This window comes from Lactococcus sp. FSL K6-0773 (genome assembly GCF_038006485.1).
Lineage (GTDB): Bacteria > Bacillota > Bacilli > Lactobacillales > Streptococcaceae > Lactococcus > Lactococcus lactis.
Map to the genome: position 1 here is coordinate 540,569 of NZ_JBBOVF010000001.1, position 17,353 is coordinate 557,921.

Below are 17,353 nucleotides of genomic sequence, written 5' to 3' on the forward strand. Positions count from 1 at the left end.
AAATAAAAGTGGTGATAATTTGTCCCACTTTTATTTTACTTTGGTATAGTCTATGCTATAATTAAATCAAGAAAAGTAAGGTAAAAAAATGAAAACATCAAAAAATGAACAAGACTATCTAAAGGCAATATATAGCCTAAAAAATGAAAATAATGGATCTGTTAGTATTAATGCCATTGCTCAAAAATTATCAGTATCATCACCAAGCGCCACTGAAATGATTAAACGATTAGCCAAAAAAGAACTTGTTATTCATAAACCTTATTATGGGGTATCACTTACAGACTTAGGAAATCACGAAGCGAGATTTATTTTAAAAAGTCATAGGGTCTGGGAAACTTTTCTTTTTGAGAAGGTTGGATATACAATGGAGGAAGTGCATGATGAAGCCGAAAATTTAGAACATGCTTCATCACCAAGGTTGATTGAATCTCTATATGTCCTGATGGGCTATCCAGCAACTGACCCTCACGGCTCAGAAATTCCTACAGAATCATTTTGGCTGAAAAATGAAGTGGAATTAACGCTTGATGAGGCACAAGTTGAACAGACCTATCATGTTACTCTGATAGAAGAAGAAGGAAAAAACTTTTTCAAAAAATTAGAAATTTCTCTTCCGCATCTTATTAAAGTAATCGATATATTAGAAGATAAATCAATAATTATTAAAGAAGATAGAGAAAGTTCAATTGTTATTCCACCATTTTTACAGGATAAAATTCATCTCATGCATAGAAGATAAGATAACACTAAAAGTCCAAGTAATTTATTTGGACTTTTTATTTTTGAGTTTTCATATAGTTTAAAACTATAGGTCATCATATTAAAAATGTATTATTAAAGTTTTATTAAATTTGATAAGATAGACCTATTAAAAATTGGAGACTATGACTATGAAAAAATCAATTATTGCTTTCCCACGTATCGGTTCAAACCGTGAATTAAAATTTGCTCTTGAAAAATATTTTCGTAAAGAAATTACAGAAGAAGAATTACAAACAGTAGCCAAAGAAATTCGGTTGGAAAATTGGAAAAGTCAAAAAGAAGCTGGAATTGACTCACCTATTTCCAATGACTTTTCTTTCTATGACCAAACCTTAGATCTATCAATTGCTCTTGGTGCAATTCCAGGGTCTTATAAAAATTTAGAATTAAGTGAACTAGATACTTTATTTGCATTAGCGCGTGGTTTCCAAGATGAACAAAATGACGTAAAAGCAAGACCAATGAAAAAATGGTTTAATACAAACTATCATTATTTAGTTCCAGAAATTAACAAAGATACAATTATTAAAGCAAATTTTTCAAAATTATTAAATGAATATAAGGAAGCAAAATCTGCTGGATTTGAAACCAGACCAACAATTATTGGCCCATATACATTTTTAGTTTTAGCAGATTACAAGTCAGGAGCCACGAAAGATACAGTATTATCTGATGTTATTGTAGCTTTTCAAACACTATTAAAAGAACTTAATCAACTAGGAGTAGAATGGTTACAGATTGAAGAACCAGCACTTGTTTTAGACCAAACTGAAGAAGAAAAAAAATTATTTGTGAGTATTTATGAAGAACTACTTAAGAGTAAAAACAACCTTAATATACTTCTTCAAACTTATTTTGGAGATGTTCGTGATAGCTATAAAGAAATAATAAAGCTTGATTTTGATGGTATTGGTCTTGATTTTATAGAAGGAAGAGATTCTTTAGCTCTTATTCAAAAATACGGTTTTCCCAAAAAGAAAATACTTTTTGCAGGATTAGTAAATGGAAAAAATATTTGGCGTAATAATTATCAAAAGACACTTGAGCTACTAACCGCTTTAGATGAAGTAGCAGATATCGTAATTAATACAAGCTGCTCTTTACAACACGTTCCAGTAACAATTAAAAACGAAACTAAATTATCAAAAGAAATCCTTAAACACTTTTCATTTGCCACAGAAAAATTAAATGAAATTGATGAAATTTCCGATATTTATTTTAATAAAAACACTTCTTTTTTGAAGAAGAATGTCGAACTTTTTGAAAATGAAAGAGTTCGTGAAAATTCTAAACTTAAGCAAAAACTTGATAAATTAACAGAAAAAGACTTTACTAGACAACCTTCACTAGTCGAAAGACGAGCAAGTCAATCTCAATCGCTTAATTTACCAGTTTTACCAACCACAACCATCGGTTCATTTCCTCAAACGGCAGAAGTGAGAAAAGTTCGGCTACAAAATAAGCGAGGAGAATTAAGCCAAGCAGATTATGACACATTCTTAGAAGAAAAAATAAAAGAATGTCTTAAACTCCAAGAAGATATTGGATTAGACGTTTTAGTTCATGGTGAATTTGAACGAAATGACATGGTAGAGTATTTTGGAGAAAAGTTAGAAGGTTATGTTTTTACTCAAAAAGCATGGGTTCAATCTTATGGGACACGTTGTGTCAAACCTCCAATCGTGTGGACTGATGTCACTAGACCGGAAGCTATGACCGTCCGTTGGTCAGCCTATGCTCAATCTCAAACATCTAAACCAGTAAAAGGAATGCTGACAGGTCCTGTAACGATTCTAAATTGGTCTTTTCCGCGAGAAGATATTTCGCTAAAAGCAAGTACTTTACAATTGGCATTAGCTGTTCAAGAAGAAGTTCTTGACTTAGAGAAAGCTGGCATTAAGATTATTCAAATTGATGAGGCAGCTTTGAGAGAAAAGTTACCTCTTCGCAAAAGTGATTGGTATAAAGAATATCTAGATTGGGCAATTCCTGCCTTTCGTTTAGTTCACTCTAAAGTAAAACCGGAAACACAAATTCACACGCATATGTGTTATTCTGAATTTGAAGATATTATTCCATCCATTGACGCAATGGATGCTGATGTAATTTCTTTTGAAGCAAGTAGAAGTGAGCTATCAATTATCGATGAATTGAAAGCTCACCATTTTAAAACTTTGGTTGGACCTGGAGTCTATGATATTCATTCTCCACGAATACCTAGCGTAAAAGAAATACAAAATCAATTAGAAAAAATATTGGACAAATTACCAATTGAACAAGTTTGGGTAAACCCTGATTGTGGTCTTAAAACACGTGGTAATGCCGAAACCATTCCTAGTTTAAGACACTTAGTTGAGGCAACTAGGGTGTTAAGAAAGGAAAAGGTTGAATATGACAAGTAATTCCAAAATTCTTTCTTTTGAAGTTTTTCCACCTACAACTCAAATTGGAAGTACCAACTTGGTAAAGACCTTGGATAGCCTAAGAACTCTCTCGCCAGATTTTATCAGTGTAACTTGTAGTAACAATAATTATGATAATATTGGAGATACAACTATAAAGTTTGCTGATTATGTAAACAATACACTAGATATTCCAGCGGTTGCTCATTTACCTGCCGCTTATTTAGATAAAGCTCAAGTGATCGAAATTTTGGAACGGTTAAAAGATAAACAAATCAAAAAAATTCTTGCTTTAAGAGGTGATATCAGCGATGAACCGATGAAAGATGATTTTAAATTTGCAAGTGATTTGGTTAAATTTATCAAAGATTATGATGATAGTTTTGAAGTTTTAGGTGCTTGCTACCCCGATATTCATCCCGAATCAGTAAATCGAGTGAGTGATTTTCATTATCTGAAAGAAAAAGTAGATGCTGGTTGTGACAGATTAATCACGCAACTATTTTTTGATAATGATAGTTTCTATGATTTTCAAGAACGATGCGCAATTGCTGAGATAAATACTCCGATATTCGCCGGAATAATGCCAGTAATCAATCGAAATCAAATTCTTCGTCTATTAAAAAATTGTAATACGCCATTACCAGCAAAATTCATTAGAATACTCGAAAAATATGAACATAATCTTATCGCTTTAAGGGATGCTGGAATTGCTTACGCCATCGATCAAATCGTTGATTTAGTAACAGAGGATGTTGCTGGAATTCACCTCTATACGATGAATAATGCAAATACGGCACACTCCATCCATGCTTCAATTTCTTCTTTATTTACCTTTTGATACATAATAAAAGTTATGTAAAATGAAATTTTGAAATAAAATTAAGAAAAAATAGATAAATAATTGACAAATCAAAAAATTTTAATTATCGCAAATTGTAAAATGAAGTTAGCCACCTTGAGTCAAGCAAAAAACATCTGAATCTCTTATACTAGAAGTTCGACCAAATAGTATAAAAAGGAAATTCAGATGCAAGACTATTCTATCACAAGCCAGAGCAAAGGGAAACACCTGACCAATCAAGACCGTTTAAACATTGAACGTTGGCACAATAAAGAAGGACTGAGCAACCGTGAGATTGCGCGCTTATTGAATAAAGCTCATGGGACGATTGACAGAGAGATGAAGCGAGGGGAAATCCAGCTCAAGCGGAAGGTAAAATACTCTGCTAAAAAGGCTCAAGAAAATTATGAAGGATTGAGGGCTCACAGTGTTCGTCCGAGTAAACTCACGACTGAGATTGATTGTTATGTGAGTACACGTCTTAAAGAAGACAAGGACTCTTTGGAAGTCATTCATCAGGCTCTAAAAGGAGTTTCTCTGAGCAGCCTCTACAATTGGGTCAACTGGGGCTGGTTAGAAGCCAAGCGTCATCATCTTTTCTATCCGCAGTATAAGGCGGCAAAGAAAATCAAACCTCGTGCGCCAAAGCATCCTTTTGGCAAGTCTATTGAAGAACGGCCTGAGTTCATTAACAATCGCTTAGAAGTGGGGCATTACGAGATTGACACGGTCATTCTTACGAGAGCTAAGAACAAGGTGCTTTTGACGCTCACAGAGCGAAAATACCGCACGGAGATCATTCGCTTGATTGATGGGAAAACAGCACAGGCGGTCAATGATGAGCTGGTGGAACTTCAAAAAAGTTATGACTTCAAATCCATTACCCCTGACAATGGCCATGAATTTGCAAGGCTCTCTGAGGTCGTAAGCTGTCCAGTTTACTATGCACACGCCTACGCGAGCTTTGAGCGAGGGACGAATGAAAACCATAACCGAATGATTCGTAGGCATCTGCCAAAAGGCACAACAAAGACGACCCCTGAAGAAGTCGCCGCTATCGAGTATTGGATGAACCATTATCCAAGAAAAATGTTCAACTATAAGAGTTCATATGAGATGAGCTTGGCTGGCTAACTTGGACTTGCAATTTGCGAAATTTTAATTATACTAACTAATAATATTAAATATCGAGGTTCCAAAATGATTAACAACTTTAAAAAATTTTATTTTTTCTTTATGAATGATCCACATTAGTTTTTGGCTAATAAAATGTGGGTCCTCTTTGATGTTCGTTAATCATCTAGGGGATAAAGAAGACGTCCCCTGGGACGTCTTTTTTTATTATAAAGGAGGCACATAAAAAGTAAAATAGAAAAAATTTATTGCAAGTAAAATATTATTAAGTATTTTTACTAAAAAACTATAGAAAAAAGGTAAAAGATGACTTTTAAAGAACTCAGTAACAAAATTAACATTAAAGATGTAAGAGAGCTAAATCATTTAAATGATGAGCAACAAGAAAAGAAAGAAAAACGTGATAAGGAACTTGAAGCGATAATTAAGGGTGAAGACGATAGAATCCTCTTAGTCATTGGCCCCTGCTCATCGGATAATGAAGCTGCAGTTCTAGAATATGCTCACAGATTGTCAAAACTTCAAAAAGAAGTAGAAGATAAAATTTTTATTGTGATGCGTGTTTATACTGCAAAACCGCGGACAAACGGAGATGGCTATAAAGGCCTCATTCACGAACCTGATGCAGATGGACATACAGACCTTATCAATGGGATAAAAATGGTTCGTGACCTTCACTATAAAGTAATTACTGAAACTGGTCTGACTACAGCAGATGAGATGCTATACCCAGAAAATCTACCATTAGTTGATGACTTAGTAAGTTACTATGCAGTTGGCGCTCGCTCAGTTGAAAATCAACAACATCGCTTTGTTGCCTCAGGAATAGATGCCCCAACAGGAATGAAAAACCCGACATCAGGGAATTTAAAAGTTATGTTTAATGGAATGTATGCAGCCCAACAATCTCAAGATTTTCTATTTGGGAATGCTGAAGTAGAAACATCAGGAAATCCATTAGCTCATGCCATCCTTCGTGGTGGACAAGATGAAAATGGTAAAAACCATCCAAATTACTATACAGATAATCTTCTTGAAAGTATCGAAATATACGAAAAAATGGGTTTACAAAATCCATTTATTGTTATTGATACTAATCATGATAACTCTGGGAAGAAGTATATGGAACAAATAAGAATTGTTCGTCAAACATTAGTCAATCGTAATTGGGATGAACAAATTCATAAATATGTCAGAGGATTTATGATTGAATCATATCTTGAAGACGGTCGTCAAGACAAACCAGAAGTATTTGGAAAATCAATCACTGACCCATGTTTGGGTTGGGATAAAACAGAAGAACTTATTAATGAAATTTATAATTTGTGATTGTAAAATGAGAAGGGATGAGTGAGAAACTTAATAGAATATTTTCATATTCTGTTCAAATAGAAAATAAATTTTTCTATCAAAAGTAAAGAACCAAACCTTATCGTACCACCTTTTAAAATAATAATATAAAAGAGTAGTTTTGCTACTTTTTTAATTTATCTTTTTATATAAGTTTTAGTTTTTTTAAAATAAATCTTTCATTTGTGTATTTTTTAAAAATAAGATGTATAATGCATCTATCATCTACAGATGTAAACTTTATAAAAAATAGGAGAACTAAGATGACTTATAAAACTAGTACTGAAAACAAAGCGTTAGAAATTGTAAATGTTAAATCACTTGAAGGTAAAGTGAAACAAAGTATGGAGGCTGCGGGAAATAAAGGTGCCTTTGGCTATATTCGTAGTGGCTCTGAAGATGAGTGGACACTGAATGAAAATACATCAGCATTTAACAAAAAACAAATTATGCCTCGAGTATTGAGAGGAATTGATTCTGCAGATTTAAGTACCTCACTCTTTGGTATAAAACTAAAAACACCAATTATCCAAGCGCCAGTTGCCGCCCAAGGCCTTGCTCATGAAGAAGGAGAAGTTGCAACTGCTAAAGCGATGGCTGAAGTTGGCTCAATCTTTTCAATTAGTACTTACGGAAGTACATCAGTGGAAGACGCCGCAAAAGCAGCACCAGATGCACCGCAATTTTTCCAATTATATATGAGTAAAGATGATAAATTTAATGAATTTCTTTTGAAAAAAGCTGTATCAGCTGGAGTTAAGGCGATTATTTTAACCGCTGATTCAACACTAGGTGGCTATCGAGAAGAAGACATTGTCAATCATTTCCAATTTCCTTTTCCAATGCCAAATCTAGCTGCTTTTTCAGAAAGTGATGGAACGGGCAAGGGAATCAGCGAAATCTATGCAGCAGCAAAACAAGGTCTTGTTTTAGAAGATATTCAAAAAATTAAAAAAATAACTAATCTTCCTGTAATTGTTAAGGGGGTTCAATCTCCTATAGATGCAGATGATGCCATTAACGCTGGGGCAGACGGTATCTGGGTTTCAAATCATGGGGGAAGACAATTAGATGGAGGACCTGCTTCAATTGATGTCCTACCCCTCATCGCCAAAAGTGTTAATCATCGAGTTCCTATTGTTTTTGATAGTGGAGTTAGACGTGGGGAACATGTCTTCAAAGCTTTAGCACAAGGAGCAGATGTTGTTGCGGTAGGTCGACCAGTTCTTTATGGTTTGAATTTAGGGGGAGCCAAAGGTGTTCAATCTGTTTTTGAACACTTAAACAAAGAGCTAAGTATTACTATGCAACTTGCTGGAACAAAAAATATTGAAGAAATCAAACATACCTCATTGATTGACTAATAGTTCAAATAAAAAAGTACCTTATTAGAGGTACTTTTTTTATCCTTATCCTATTTGATAAAATAGTTAGTTTTGAAAGTTCATTTGATCAATTTTTGAAACAATTTCCTTATCTACCCAAACCGAAACACTTCCATCATTGACATAAAATTCAGCTCCACCATTTTGATCCAGCGTAATAGGTATTTCGTGTCTTCCAAATAAATCTATATAAACTTTACCTGCATACGCCTTATCAATTATCATATATTTTGAGCCACCATTTTTATTAGTTAAAATACATGATAATCCATATTCCTTATTATCTATTTTTAAAATATTTGTCCATCCAATAATATCAGGATGATCAAAATAATCATTTTCCCTTAAAAACTCAGAGTCCTTACGTAATGCTATCATAGTTCTTAAGTTATCACCTACAGGATTAACATTATGTGAGGGTATTCCATATAAATCTCCCCAAAAGACAGTAGGAGTTTCTTTTTTTCGAAGTAAAATTAAGCTATAAGCGTGCTCTTTAAACCAAGCTGGAATCCAAGATTGAAGAGCCTGTCCTTCTTGAGTATCATGGTTATCAACAAAAGTGACCGAGAGTTCTGGCTGGCTGGCAGTGAGTGTGTGATCAAAAAGAGTACGCATATCAAATTCTCCATTGGTTGAAGAGGCTTCTTTCATATTAAAATGTAGTGGTACATCAAATAATTGTATTCTATCACTGGATTGTTCTAGATAATACTCTAATTTGCCAAGATCATCAGACCAGTACTCGCCAACAATAAAAAGTTTTCTATCCAATTGCTTTGCTCTCTGCTCAAGCCATTTATCAAAATATTTGAAATCAATATGTTTAATTGCATCTAATCGAAAACCATCAATTTTTGTCATTTCTGAAAACCAATGTCCCCATTTTTCAAGTTGTTCTACCGTTTCCGAAACACTAAAATCAAGATCAGCCCCCATTAAATAATCAAAATTATTATTCTCTGAATCTACATTCTCATCCCATTCATGTCCTTCAAATTCAAGAATTTCTTCTTGATTTTTCCTTTCATCATAATCAATTCCCGTAAAGTTGTGCCTGGTCCATATATAATTGTCGTATTTTCCTTGTCTTCCTGGAAATGTAAATTTGGTCCAAACTTCAACAGTTTTATTATTTTCGATGTTATGAAGATGATTATCTTCTGCTTTAATATCAGCTTCAATAGTTTCTGTTTCATCAGCACCCATCATGTGATTAAAAACGATATCCGCATACACTTCAATATTGTTGTGGTGTAGTGTATTAATTAAATCAAGATATTCATCTTTAGTCCCATATTTTGTAGGAATTGTCCCTTTTTGATCAAATTCCCCTAAGTCGAATAAATCATAGGTCCCATAACCAACATCTTCAACTCCAGAAGCTGCCTTGGAAGCTGGAGGTAACCACAATCCTGAAAATCCTAACTTTCCCAAGTCAGGAATATTCTCTTTTATATTATTCCAGTGCTGAGAATCTGAGGGTAAATACCATTCAAAAGCTTGAAGGATTGTTTTCATAAAATCATTTCTCCTTTTTCAAATTGATACATTCTTTTCTAAAAACTAGCGCTATTAATAATTAGTATACACAAAAAGGAATCTGAAGGACAGCAGAATGTTTTAGAATTAATTAGAATATTCAAAAATATAATACTATCATCATTGGTGAATGTATTTTTTGTAAGACGATATTTTTGAATATTCTGAAATTTAATCATACAATGAATTTATACTGAATTGAAAGGAGTTAGAACATGAAAGAAATTTCTTACAGCAAAATACTCTTAGTAGCTAAAAATGCACATCTTTATTTTTTCGATTCCTTAAATAATATTGATGTAATTTCAGGACGCCGATTAGTCCATTTTATAAAAAGTGATTTGGGAAAGCACCGGCTTGCCCGTTATCAGCTTATTATATTTTTAGATTCTGGTTTTAAAGCTAACTATCCTAATATTGTAAAGGATTTTACCGAGGCAAAGATGATTCTATTTTTTTGGAATCATTTGACTCAAAAATATATTGATTTGCTACACACCTCTAGAGAAATAGGAGTAATTGATTCCTACTATAGTTTTGACCCTATTGAAGCAAAAAAATATGGGCTCTATAATAATTCTACTTTTTATACTCCTTGTATAAATTTACCTCTTCAAATACCAGATTATGATTTGTTTTTTGGAGGAAATGATAAAGAAAGAACTCAACTTGCACATGTTATTTTAGATAAATGTGCCAGTTTAGATATTTCAATATTACTTTATATCATTAATGGAGAAAAAGGTTTTAAAAATAAAGGATATTTACCCTATCCAAAATTTTTAGAGTTCTTAATTAATAGTAATGGTATTCTTGAAATTATGCAAGAAAACCAGACAGGTTTGACCTTGAGAACAATGGAGGCTATTTTCTTTAAGAAAAAATTAGTTACAACAAATAAAGCCATCAAGCATTACCTATTTTATCATCCTGATAATATTTTTATTTTAGGAGAGGACTCAATAGAGAACTTATCTAATTTTTTGGAAAAAGACTATCATCCGCTAGAACATGATAAAATCAATTTTTTTGAAAGCCAAAACTGGTTTGACAGATTCTTATTTCCTGAAAAAGAATTACTGAATATTGAATATCGTGATAGTTTACTGGATGGTTAAAATGTTCAGCAAAATTACTAATGACCAAATCAAAATAAATAAAAAGACGTCAAAATAGATGTCTTTTTATCATTATATTAATAATCTAAATCACTTTTATATACTATAAAAATGACAAATCGTCTTGTATATTTCATAAATTTTAATACTAGTCTTGGAAACCCAATCTTGAACATGTTATACTGTAAGAGTATAAAAATTAGGAAATGGTGTTTTATGTCAGCTATTAGTTTTATTGCTGTGATGATGATTGGTGTTATCGGGGCAAATATAATCAAAGAGTTTTTTCCACAAATTTCAGAAACTTTTATCTTGATTGGTGTGGGCCTTATTTTGAGTTTCCTACCAGAATTTCAAAATTTTGAATTGGAGCCAGAGTTTTTTATGATGTTAATCATTGCTCCATTAATGTTTTATGAGGGAAGTAAAACTTCATTAAAAAAAGTACGGAAAAATTTTAGAGGAATATTATTTCTATCAATTACTTTAGCAGTGGTGACTGTACTTTTAGTAGCAGTGCTTACGAATAATATAATGGGTAGTTGGATTTTCCCTTTAGCTATCTGTTTTGCAGCAATTGTAACGCCCACAGATGCAGTTGCTGTAAAATCAATAATTTCTGGAAAGAAAATGCCCGAAGGGGTTAATGAAGCAGTTGAATTTGAATCTTTATTTAATGATGCAACAGGGTTAGTTTTACTGAGCTTAGGATTATCTGTTTTAGAGAGTGGGCATTTCAGTATTTGGGAAGGACTTGGTCGCTTTATATTTGTCTCAATTGGTGGAATTATAATTGGTTTAGTTGTCGGTGCTCTACTGGTACGAATTAGAACGGCAATCAATCTCAGAGCAACTCGGCCAGAAGCTACCATAATTCCTATTTCAATTCTGACCCCCTTCTTTATTTATTTGTTAGCAGAACATTTTGGAACTTCCGGTGTTTTAGCTGTAGTTGCTGCTGGGTTGATTCATAATTTTGAAGGAGATATGCTCAAACTGACTTCAACAAATGTTCAATTAACGAATAATACAATCTGGGAGATTTTAAGCGATATTCTGAATAACTTTGTTTTCATTCTCTTGGGTGTAAGTCTATTTGGAATTTGGGACATTTTTAAATCACTTGGTTGGAAAGAATCAATTGTACTATTTTTGATAAGCGTTTTAGTTTATTTACTTATGTTATTCATAAGAAAATTTTGGACTAATAGAAAAGGAAATAGATCAATCGAACACTTTTTCTCTGATGTAAAAGAAGAGCGTAATAGTGATTCAACAATTTTTGCTTTGTCAGGAGCCCATGGAACAATGACATTAGCAATGGCTTTCTCTTTACCTTTGAATACTAGTATTTTGAGCAACGAGAATAGGGAAATTATTATTACAATGGCCGCTATTGTTATTCTTTTAAGTCTTATTGTACCAACACTGATTCTGCCAAAATTATTACCGGCACTTGGAGGTGAAAGTACTGATAATATAAATCAGGTTCGTAACGATATGGTTGATTATGCGATTCTTCATATGGTAGAAGAAATTGAGGATAGTAAAGTTCGTAGTAGTCTTACCAAACAACTACAATCACAAAAAGGATTACAAATCCCTGACCACACTAAGAGTAGTAAATTAATGGACGAGATAATAAGTTGGCAGGAAACATTACTTGATACAACAACTATAAAAGCACAATTTTCATCTAAAGTTATTGACTATTTTAGAATTTATCTAGAAAACAGTAGTAAACATTCAACTAGTAAGAAAATAAGACGATTATTCTCCAAAAGACGACGTGGCAGAAGAGTAGATTCAGTAGAAATGCAAGAATTTGCGACAATAAGAACTGATATAAGCCGACTAGAAAGCAGTTTATATCAACAAACAATCGAAAAATTAAGTTCTCTTGAAAAAGAGCGATTAGAAAATAAGATAACTGACTTTAGTGATATTGAAGAAGTAAAACATATTTTGGAAAATAGACATTACCGTATTCGTAACGAAATTCAAGAAGATACAATTATTCCAAACGAATTACTCATAGAGGCTTTTCAACTTGAATATCAATTTATATTGAACCAGGTAAAAACTGATGTAATTTCTAAAGAAACAAGTAATAAACTTTTTAAAGAGATAAATAATGCTCAAGTTTTACAATTACAGAAACAATAAAAAGCCTATTGAGGCTTTTTTCTAAAGTAACTAAATATATTACCAATAAAGTTGATTCGCATGGTTCATAGCAACGATAAACGATTATGTTCCATCAAACAGCCGTAGGATCATTACCCTCTTTATTAGAACTCAGTTGATTACTGGTAATTATCAATTCTATTTGCTAGAATATGCTTGTGTTGGACAAGAGCTTATGATGTTGAAGTGTCTTTATTATTTCATTGATAATAATAAAATCAGTCTGTAACAAGTAATGGATGCCTAATGAATTTACAAAAATTTAAAAGATTGTTGCTAGAGAAATTGATACATGGAGGTAATGATAGATGAAATTAATACTATCATCAATTTTGTTAGGATTCGGTGGATTTGATCCAGTGGGAGCAGTGCTTATAATGGCTGCACTAGCAAATGGAACAAAGAAAAAACAAGTATATTTATTTTCTTTGATGGCTCTACTTTCCACGGTCGTTTTCGGATTAATATTTTCATACGGTACTAGTATAAGCTTGAATTATTTTATAGATATAATGAATCATATTCCAGATATGGCTTATGTATTTACCGGTTTTTTGATATCCATTGTATGTGTAGCTTGGTTTATAAGATCTACCTTACTAAAAGGAAATAAAGAAAGAGTAGATGATCAGAAAGAATCGAAATTTATGAAATTTGCAAAGAGAAGTATGCCACTTGCAGGTTTTATTTTTGGGTTTTGGGCTATGTCAGATCCGACTTTTTGGGCAGTGGTTGCACTAAGTGCAAAAGAGGGGAATATACTATTAACAATATTATGTTTAACAATTTGGATGTTGTTAGGACAGATTCCTTTATATACTTTAGTAGTATCATTAATATTTAATGTCTATGAAAAATTGATTAAAATAGCAAGTAGTTATTTAGATAAAAATAACCGAAGAAAAAAATTAAGTAATGTCACTAGAATAATAATATCATTATTTATATTAGGTATTGGTATTTATTTTTTTATTGATTCATTGGTATATTTACTAAAAGGGATTTGGTTATATTAGTTTATATATTATCGTGAATTAATATAAAACATGTTTAGTGTTTGATAAACAGATTATAATCTAAGTTTATCTAATCACTTTTATAGTTTAGTCGCAAAATATAGAAGTTTAAAAGAAGAATAAGGCTTTTGGTCATATTCTTTTTAGTGTCCAATTTACTATGTTCATACTGAGCAATTTTTAATAACAAAATATAGGGGAGTGATAAAATAGAATGAGAATATGAAAACTCCTACAAAAAATATTAATTTAGAAAAAGAGGAACAGCTGTGAATATTGAAGTTTTACTCGAAAAGAAAGAACAAATACAGGTTAAGATTTTACGTCAGTTGTTCCTCAAACATGATAAGCTAACTGCGCAGGAACTGTGTGATTGGGTAAACCTCTCTCGACCTTCAGTTCAGAGTTATTTGGAGGATATATCTTATATAGGACGGATGATTGGGGAACCCATGGAAGTTATTCGTCAGAACAATAAACTCGTTCTAAACATGTCGGAATCACAAACCTTAGATGAAGTCATCAGTTTTTTAATCCAAGATAGTGTCAAATATCGCCTGATTCTCTTATTTTTAGAACAAAAAAATTACATGATTTTTGAATTAGCAGAACTCTTGCTACTCAGTGAATCTACTTTGTTTCGCAAAATCAAAGAACTCAATAAACTTTTATTGGAATTTGATATTCAAATCAAAAATAATAAATTGATCGGAGAAGAAAGTCAAATTCGCTATTTTTACTATCTGCTATTTGATTCGCTTCATCCTAAATTTCGACCAGATTTGCTGCAAGTCACTAAATTTCAGGTTGAATTTGTACGGCAACTTGAAGAAACATTAAAAGTAAATTTTTCCGAAAGTAGCAAAGATAAACTTTATCGGTGGTTGGCAATCACAGAAAGAAGGCGGAAACTTACAGATATCCAAATTACTAAATCTTTAGAAATGAAGAAAATATACCAAGATGACCATCTCTATCAACTATTGGATTCTCTTTTTTATCAACATATTTATGATAATCAGAGCAAGGATAACTGTGAGACAATTTTTTTCTACGGTTTTCTACAATCTTTTTTCATTCTAGATAAAGAAAGTTATTACCGTTTTGATATTTATCGCAGTAAAAAAATTCCAACTGTTCTCTTGAATATTTCTTTAAGAGAGCGAATGTTAAACCACTATCGTCCCCATCGTTTAGGTTTCGAAGAGGAGAAATCCATCAGTTATCAGTTAGCTCAAGTAAACAATAAATTCACCTTTTTCCAAGGTAGCCTCTTTACCAAAATTCAAGAAGATTTGATGCTACATAAACAAAACTGGGTCGATAAGAGTTTTCAAGATTTACTCGATAACCTCAAAGATATTGCTTTAAGTTATATACCCAAAGAGCAGGATTTGCCAGAACTCATCTTTGGTTATCGCAATGCCTTGATGCTGCTGGAGCTCTTATCTGCTCAACAATTGACGGTGGCTTATGATTTGTCTGATACACCTGCCTATCAAATCCCGATGGAACACTATCTGAAAAATCACCTCAGATCTGTTGAAAAGATAAAATTAGAGCATTATCAAGAAAGCCAGAGTTATGATCTACTTATCTCAAGTAAAAGAAATGACAGTCGAAAGTTTGTCTATATACTTTCCGAGTTTTCCAGTGATTATGATTTTGAAGAGTTATTGTCGCGTATTGAAAACTTAAAAAAAGAAAAATTTCAAAAAAAAGCAATTTTGAATTAAGAATGAAACACGAAAGAGGGGTGCTCTCCTCTTTTTTTATGTTTTCACGTGAATATTATTTTACATTTATGAATATATTACTGCGGTCCCATTATTTAGCATTTTCTCACTGAATTTATTACAGAATAGATGAAGAATTAAGAATAGCAACTCAAATAAGTTTAAAATTAAATTGGGGTAGAGACTCCCTCTCTCATTATTTCTTAGTAAGCACAAACTGCCCAAATTCAAGTAATTTTTCTATGCGAATCTGTTGTTTATTTTCGACTGCCAATTTTTTTTTGAATTTGATAAAAAATGAAAGTTTCTATTCGTTTTAAAATGCTATAATATAAATCATAGAAAACGTTTACAAAGGAGAAACAACATGACAGAAACTTCTTACATTATGGCAATTGACCAAGGTACAACAAGCTCAAGAGCTATTATATTTGATAAACATGGTAAACATATCGGCAGCTCCCAAAAGGAATTTACACAGTACTTTCCTAAAGAAGGTTGGGTGGAACATGATGCCAACGAAATTTGGAACTCTGTTCAGTCTGTTATCGCAGGGGCTTTTATCGAGTCGGGGATTAAGCCTGTACAGGTTGCGGGTATCGGTATTACTAACCAACGTGAAACTACCATTATATGGGACAAGAAAACAGGAAAACCAATCTATCATGCTATTGTTTGGCAATCTCGTCAATCTGCCGATATTGCCAATGGTCTTAAAGAAGCAGGACATGAGGAACTCTTCCATAAAAAGACAGGACTTATTGTCGATTCATATTTTTCAGCCACAAAAATTCGTTGGATCCTTGACCATGTCGAAGGAGCACAAGAGCGTGCAGAACGCGGAGAGCTCCTCTTTGGAACCATCGATACATGGCTCTTGTGGAAGTTGACAGATGGTGATGCACACTATACTGACTATTCTAATGCCAGCCGTACCATGCTCTACAACATTCATGAGTTGAAATGGGACGAAGAAATCCTGAAAATTCTTAATATCCCAGCTTCAATGCTTCCAGAAGTCAAGTCCAACTCAGAAGTTTACGGCGTGACTAAAGGTTTCCATTTCTTTGGCTCTGAAGTGCCAATCTCAGGTATGGCAGGGGACCAGCAAGCTGCATTATTTGGTCAAATGGCCTTTGAACCTGGAATGATTAAAAATACCTATGGTACAGGTTCGTTTATCGTCATGAACACAGGTGAGAAACCACATATTTCGAAAAATAATATGCTTACAACGATTGGTTATGGCATTAATGGAAAAGTTTATTACGCCTTAGAAGGAAGCATCTTTGTTGCGGGGTCCTCTATCCAATGGTTACGTGATGGTTTGAAAATGTTGGAACGTGCCAGTGATTCCGAAGAAGTGGCACTCCAGTCTAGGAGTCAAGATGAAGTTTATGTGGTGCCAGCTTTTGTCGGCCTTGGTGCTCCGTATTGGGACCAAGAGGCGCGTGGTGCGATGTTTGGCTTGACACGTGGAACAACAAAAGAAGATATTGTGAAAGCAACCTTACAAGGGATAGCTTATCAAGTTCGTGATGTAGTCAGCACCATGAAAGAAGATACAGGAATTGATATGTCTGTGCTCAAGGTAGACGGTGGCGCTGCAAACAATGAATATTTGATGCAGTTCCAAGCTGATATCTTGAATATCCCAATCCAACGTGCGGGAGATTTGGAAACGACAGCACTTGGTGCAGCCTTCCTTGCAGGACTTGCCGTTGGTTTCTGGAAAGACTTAGAAGAGCTTAAAGAATCCTATGAACCGGGCAAAATTTTCCAAACTCAGATGCAAGAAGAACGTAGAGAAGAACTCTATGCCGGTTGGAAAAAAGCCGTGAATGCAACACGTGCTTTCAAATAATAATCAATCA

12 protein-coding genes are annotated in these 17,353 nt (G+C 33.3%); 11 read left to right on the plus strand and 1 reads right to left on the minus strand.

Annotation, left to right across the window (positions count from 1 at the left end; translation table 11 throughout):
- Nucleotides 1-88: 88 nt before the first annotated feature.
- The 6 genes from MHB61_RS02670 to MHB61_RS02695 all read left to right on the plus strand — a co-directional run bounded on the left by MHB61_RS02670 (nt 89) and on the right by MHB61_RS02695 (nt 7,859).
- Nucleotides 89-742 (plus strand): metal-dependent transcriptional regulator, encoded by a 654-nt coding sequence (locus MHB61_RS02670; RefSeq protein ID WP_003130230.1) that lies wholly within the window; start codon nt 89-91, stop codon nt 740-742.
- A 151-nt stretch (nt 743-893) separates the two neighbouring features.
- Nucleotides 894-3,167, plus strand: a complete 2,274-nt coding sequence (gene metE, locus MHB61_RS02675) for a 5-methyltetrahydropteroyltriglutamate--homocysteine S-methyltransferase (RefSeq protein WP_043991150.1) — start codon at nt 894-896, stop codon at nt 3,165-3,167.
- Nucleotides 3,157-4,008, plus strand: a complete 852-nt coding sequence (metF, locus tag MHB61_RS02680; protein ID WP_003130232.1) for a methylenetetrahydrofolate reductase [NAD(P)H] — start codon at nt 3,157-3,159, stop codon at nt 4,006-4,008. Before metE ends, metF begins: the two co-directional genes overlap by 11 nt.
- A gap of 189 nt (nt 4,009-4,197) precedes the next feature.
- On the plus strand, nt 4,198-5,145 hold the full coding sequence (locus tag MHB61_RS02685; protein ID WP_003130410.1) for an IS30 family transposase: 948 nt from the start codon (nt 4,198-4,200) through the stop codon (nt 5,143-5,145).
- 306 nt (nt 5,146-5,451) lie between these two features.
- Nucleotides 5,452-6,474: a 3-deoxy-7-phosphoheptulonate synthase gene (locus MHB61_RS02690; protein ID WP_137015809.1), complete on the plus strand. Its 1,023-nt coding sequence runs from the start codon at nt 5,452-5,454 to the stop codon at nt 6,472-6,474.
- 284 nt (nt 6,475-6,758) lie between these two features.
- A complete protein-coding gene (locus MHB61_RS02695; RefSeq protein ID WP_170959131.1) occupies nt 6,759-7,859 on the plus strand; it encodes a lactate oxidase in 1,101 nt (366 codons plus the stop codon).
- A gap of 66 nt (nt 7,860-7,925) precedes the next feature.
- Here MHB61_RS02695 and MHB61_RS02700 read toward each other — a convergent pair whose 3' ends face one another.
- Nucleotides 7,926-9,401: an alpha-amylase gene (locus tag MHB61_RS02700; RefSeq protein WP_137015814.1), complete on the minus strand. Its 1,476-nt coding sequence runs from the start codon at nt 9,399-9,401 to the stop codon at nt 7,926-7,928.
- A 236-nt stretch (nt 9,402-9,637) separates the two neighbouring features.
- Here MHB61_RS02700 and MHB61_RS02705 point away from each other — a divergent pair, with 236 nt between their 5' ends.
- The 5 genes from MHB61_RS02705 to glpK all read left to right on the plus strand — a co-directional run bounded on the left by MHB61_RS02705 (nt 9,638) and on the right by glpK (nt 17,343).
- A complete protein-coding gene (locus MHB61_RS02705; protein WP_137015816.1) occupies nt 9,638-10,540 on the plus strand; it encodes a hexosyltransferase in 903 nt (300 codons plus the stop codon).
- Between the two features lie 216 nt (nt 10,541-10,756).
- Complete coding sequence (locus MHB61_RS02710; protein WP_003131016.1) at nt 10,757-12,706, plus strand: cation:proton antiporter; 1,950 nt, start codon at nt 10,757-10,759, stop codon at nt 12,704-12,706.
- A 329-nt stretch (nt 12,707-13,035) separates the two neighbouring features.
- The gene (locus tag MHB61_RS02715; protein ID WP_003131017.1) at nt 13,036-13,743 is read left to right on the plus strand and encodes a hypothetical protein; all 708 of its coding nucleotides are present in this window, start codon (nt 13,036-13,038) and stop codon (nt 13,741-13,743) included.
- A gap of 269 nt (nt 13,744-14,012) precedes the next feature.
- Nucleotides 14,013-15,479, plus strand: coding sequence for a helix-turn-helix domain-containing protein (locus MHB61_RS02720; RefSeq protein ID WP_010905846.1), 1,467 nt, complete (start codon nt 14,013-14,015; stop codon nt 15,477-15,479).
- A gap of 367 nt (nt 15,480-15,846) precedes the next feature.
- Nucleotides 15,847-17,343, plus strand: a complete 1,497-nt coding sequence (gene glpK / locus MHB61_RS02725) for a glycerol kinase GlpK (RefSeq protein WP_003131019.1) — start codon at nt 15,847-15,849, stop codon at nt 17,341-17,343.
- The last annotated feature ends 10 nt before the right edge of the window (nt 17,344-17,353 follow it).

What these genes read in the sequence shown, in the direction of transcription:
- MHB61_RS02670 (WP_003130230.1), top strand. Translation starts at nt 89, where the DNA reads ATGAAAACATCAAAAAATGAACAAGACTATCTAAAGGCAATATATAGC.
- metE (WP_043991150.1), top strand. Translation starts at nt 894, where the DNA reads ATGAAAAAATCAATTATTGCTTTCCCACGTATCGGTTCAAACCGTGAA.
- metF (WP_003130232.1), top strand. Translation starts at nt 3,157, where the DNA reads ATGACAAGTAATTCCAAAATTCTTTCTTTTGAAGTTTTTCCACCTACA.
- MHB61_RS02685 (WP_003130410.1), top strand. Translation starts at nt 4,198, where the DNA reads ATGCAAGACTATTCTATCACAAGCCAGAGCAAAGGGAAACACCTGACC.
- MHB61_RS02690 (WP_137015809.1), top strand. Translation starts at nt 5,452, where the DNA reads ATGACTTTTAAAGAACTCAGTAACAAAATTAACATTAAAGATGTAAGA.
- MHB61_RS02695 (WP_170959131.1), top strand. Translation starts at nt 6,759, where the DNA reads ATGACTTATAAAACTAGTACTGAAAACAAAGCGTTAGAAATTGTAAAT.
- MHB61_RS02700 (WP_137015814.1), bottom strand. Translation starts at nt 9,401, where the DNA reads ATGAAAACAATCCTTCAAGCTTTTGAATGGTATTTACCCTCAGATTCT.
- MHB61_RS02705 (WP_137015816.1), top strand. Translation starts at nt 9,638, where the DNA reads ATGAAAGAAATTTCTTACAGCAAAATACTCTTAGTAGCTAAAAATGCA.
- MHB61_RS02710 (WP_003131016.1), top strand. Translation starts at nt 10,757, where the DNA reads ATGTCAGCTATTAGTTTTATTGCTGTGATGATGATTGGTGTTATCGGG.
- MHB61_RS02715 (WP_003131017.1), top strand. Translation starts at nt 13,036, where the DNA reads ATGAAATTAATACTATCATCAATTTTGTTAGGATTCGGTGGATTTGAT.
- glpK (WP_003131019.1), top strand. Translation starts at nt 15,847, where the DNA reads ATGACAGAAACTTCTTACATTATGGCAATTGACCAAGGTACAACAAGC.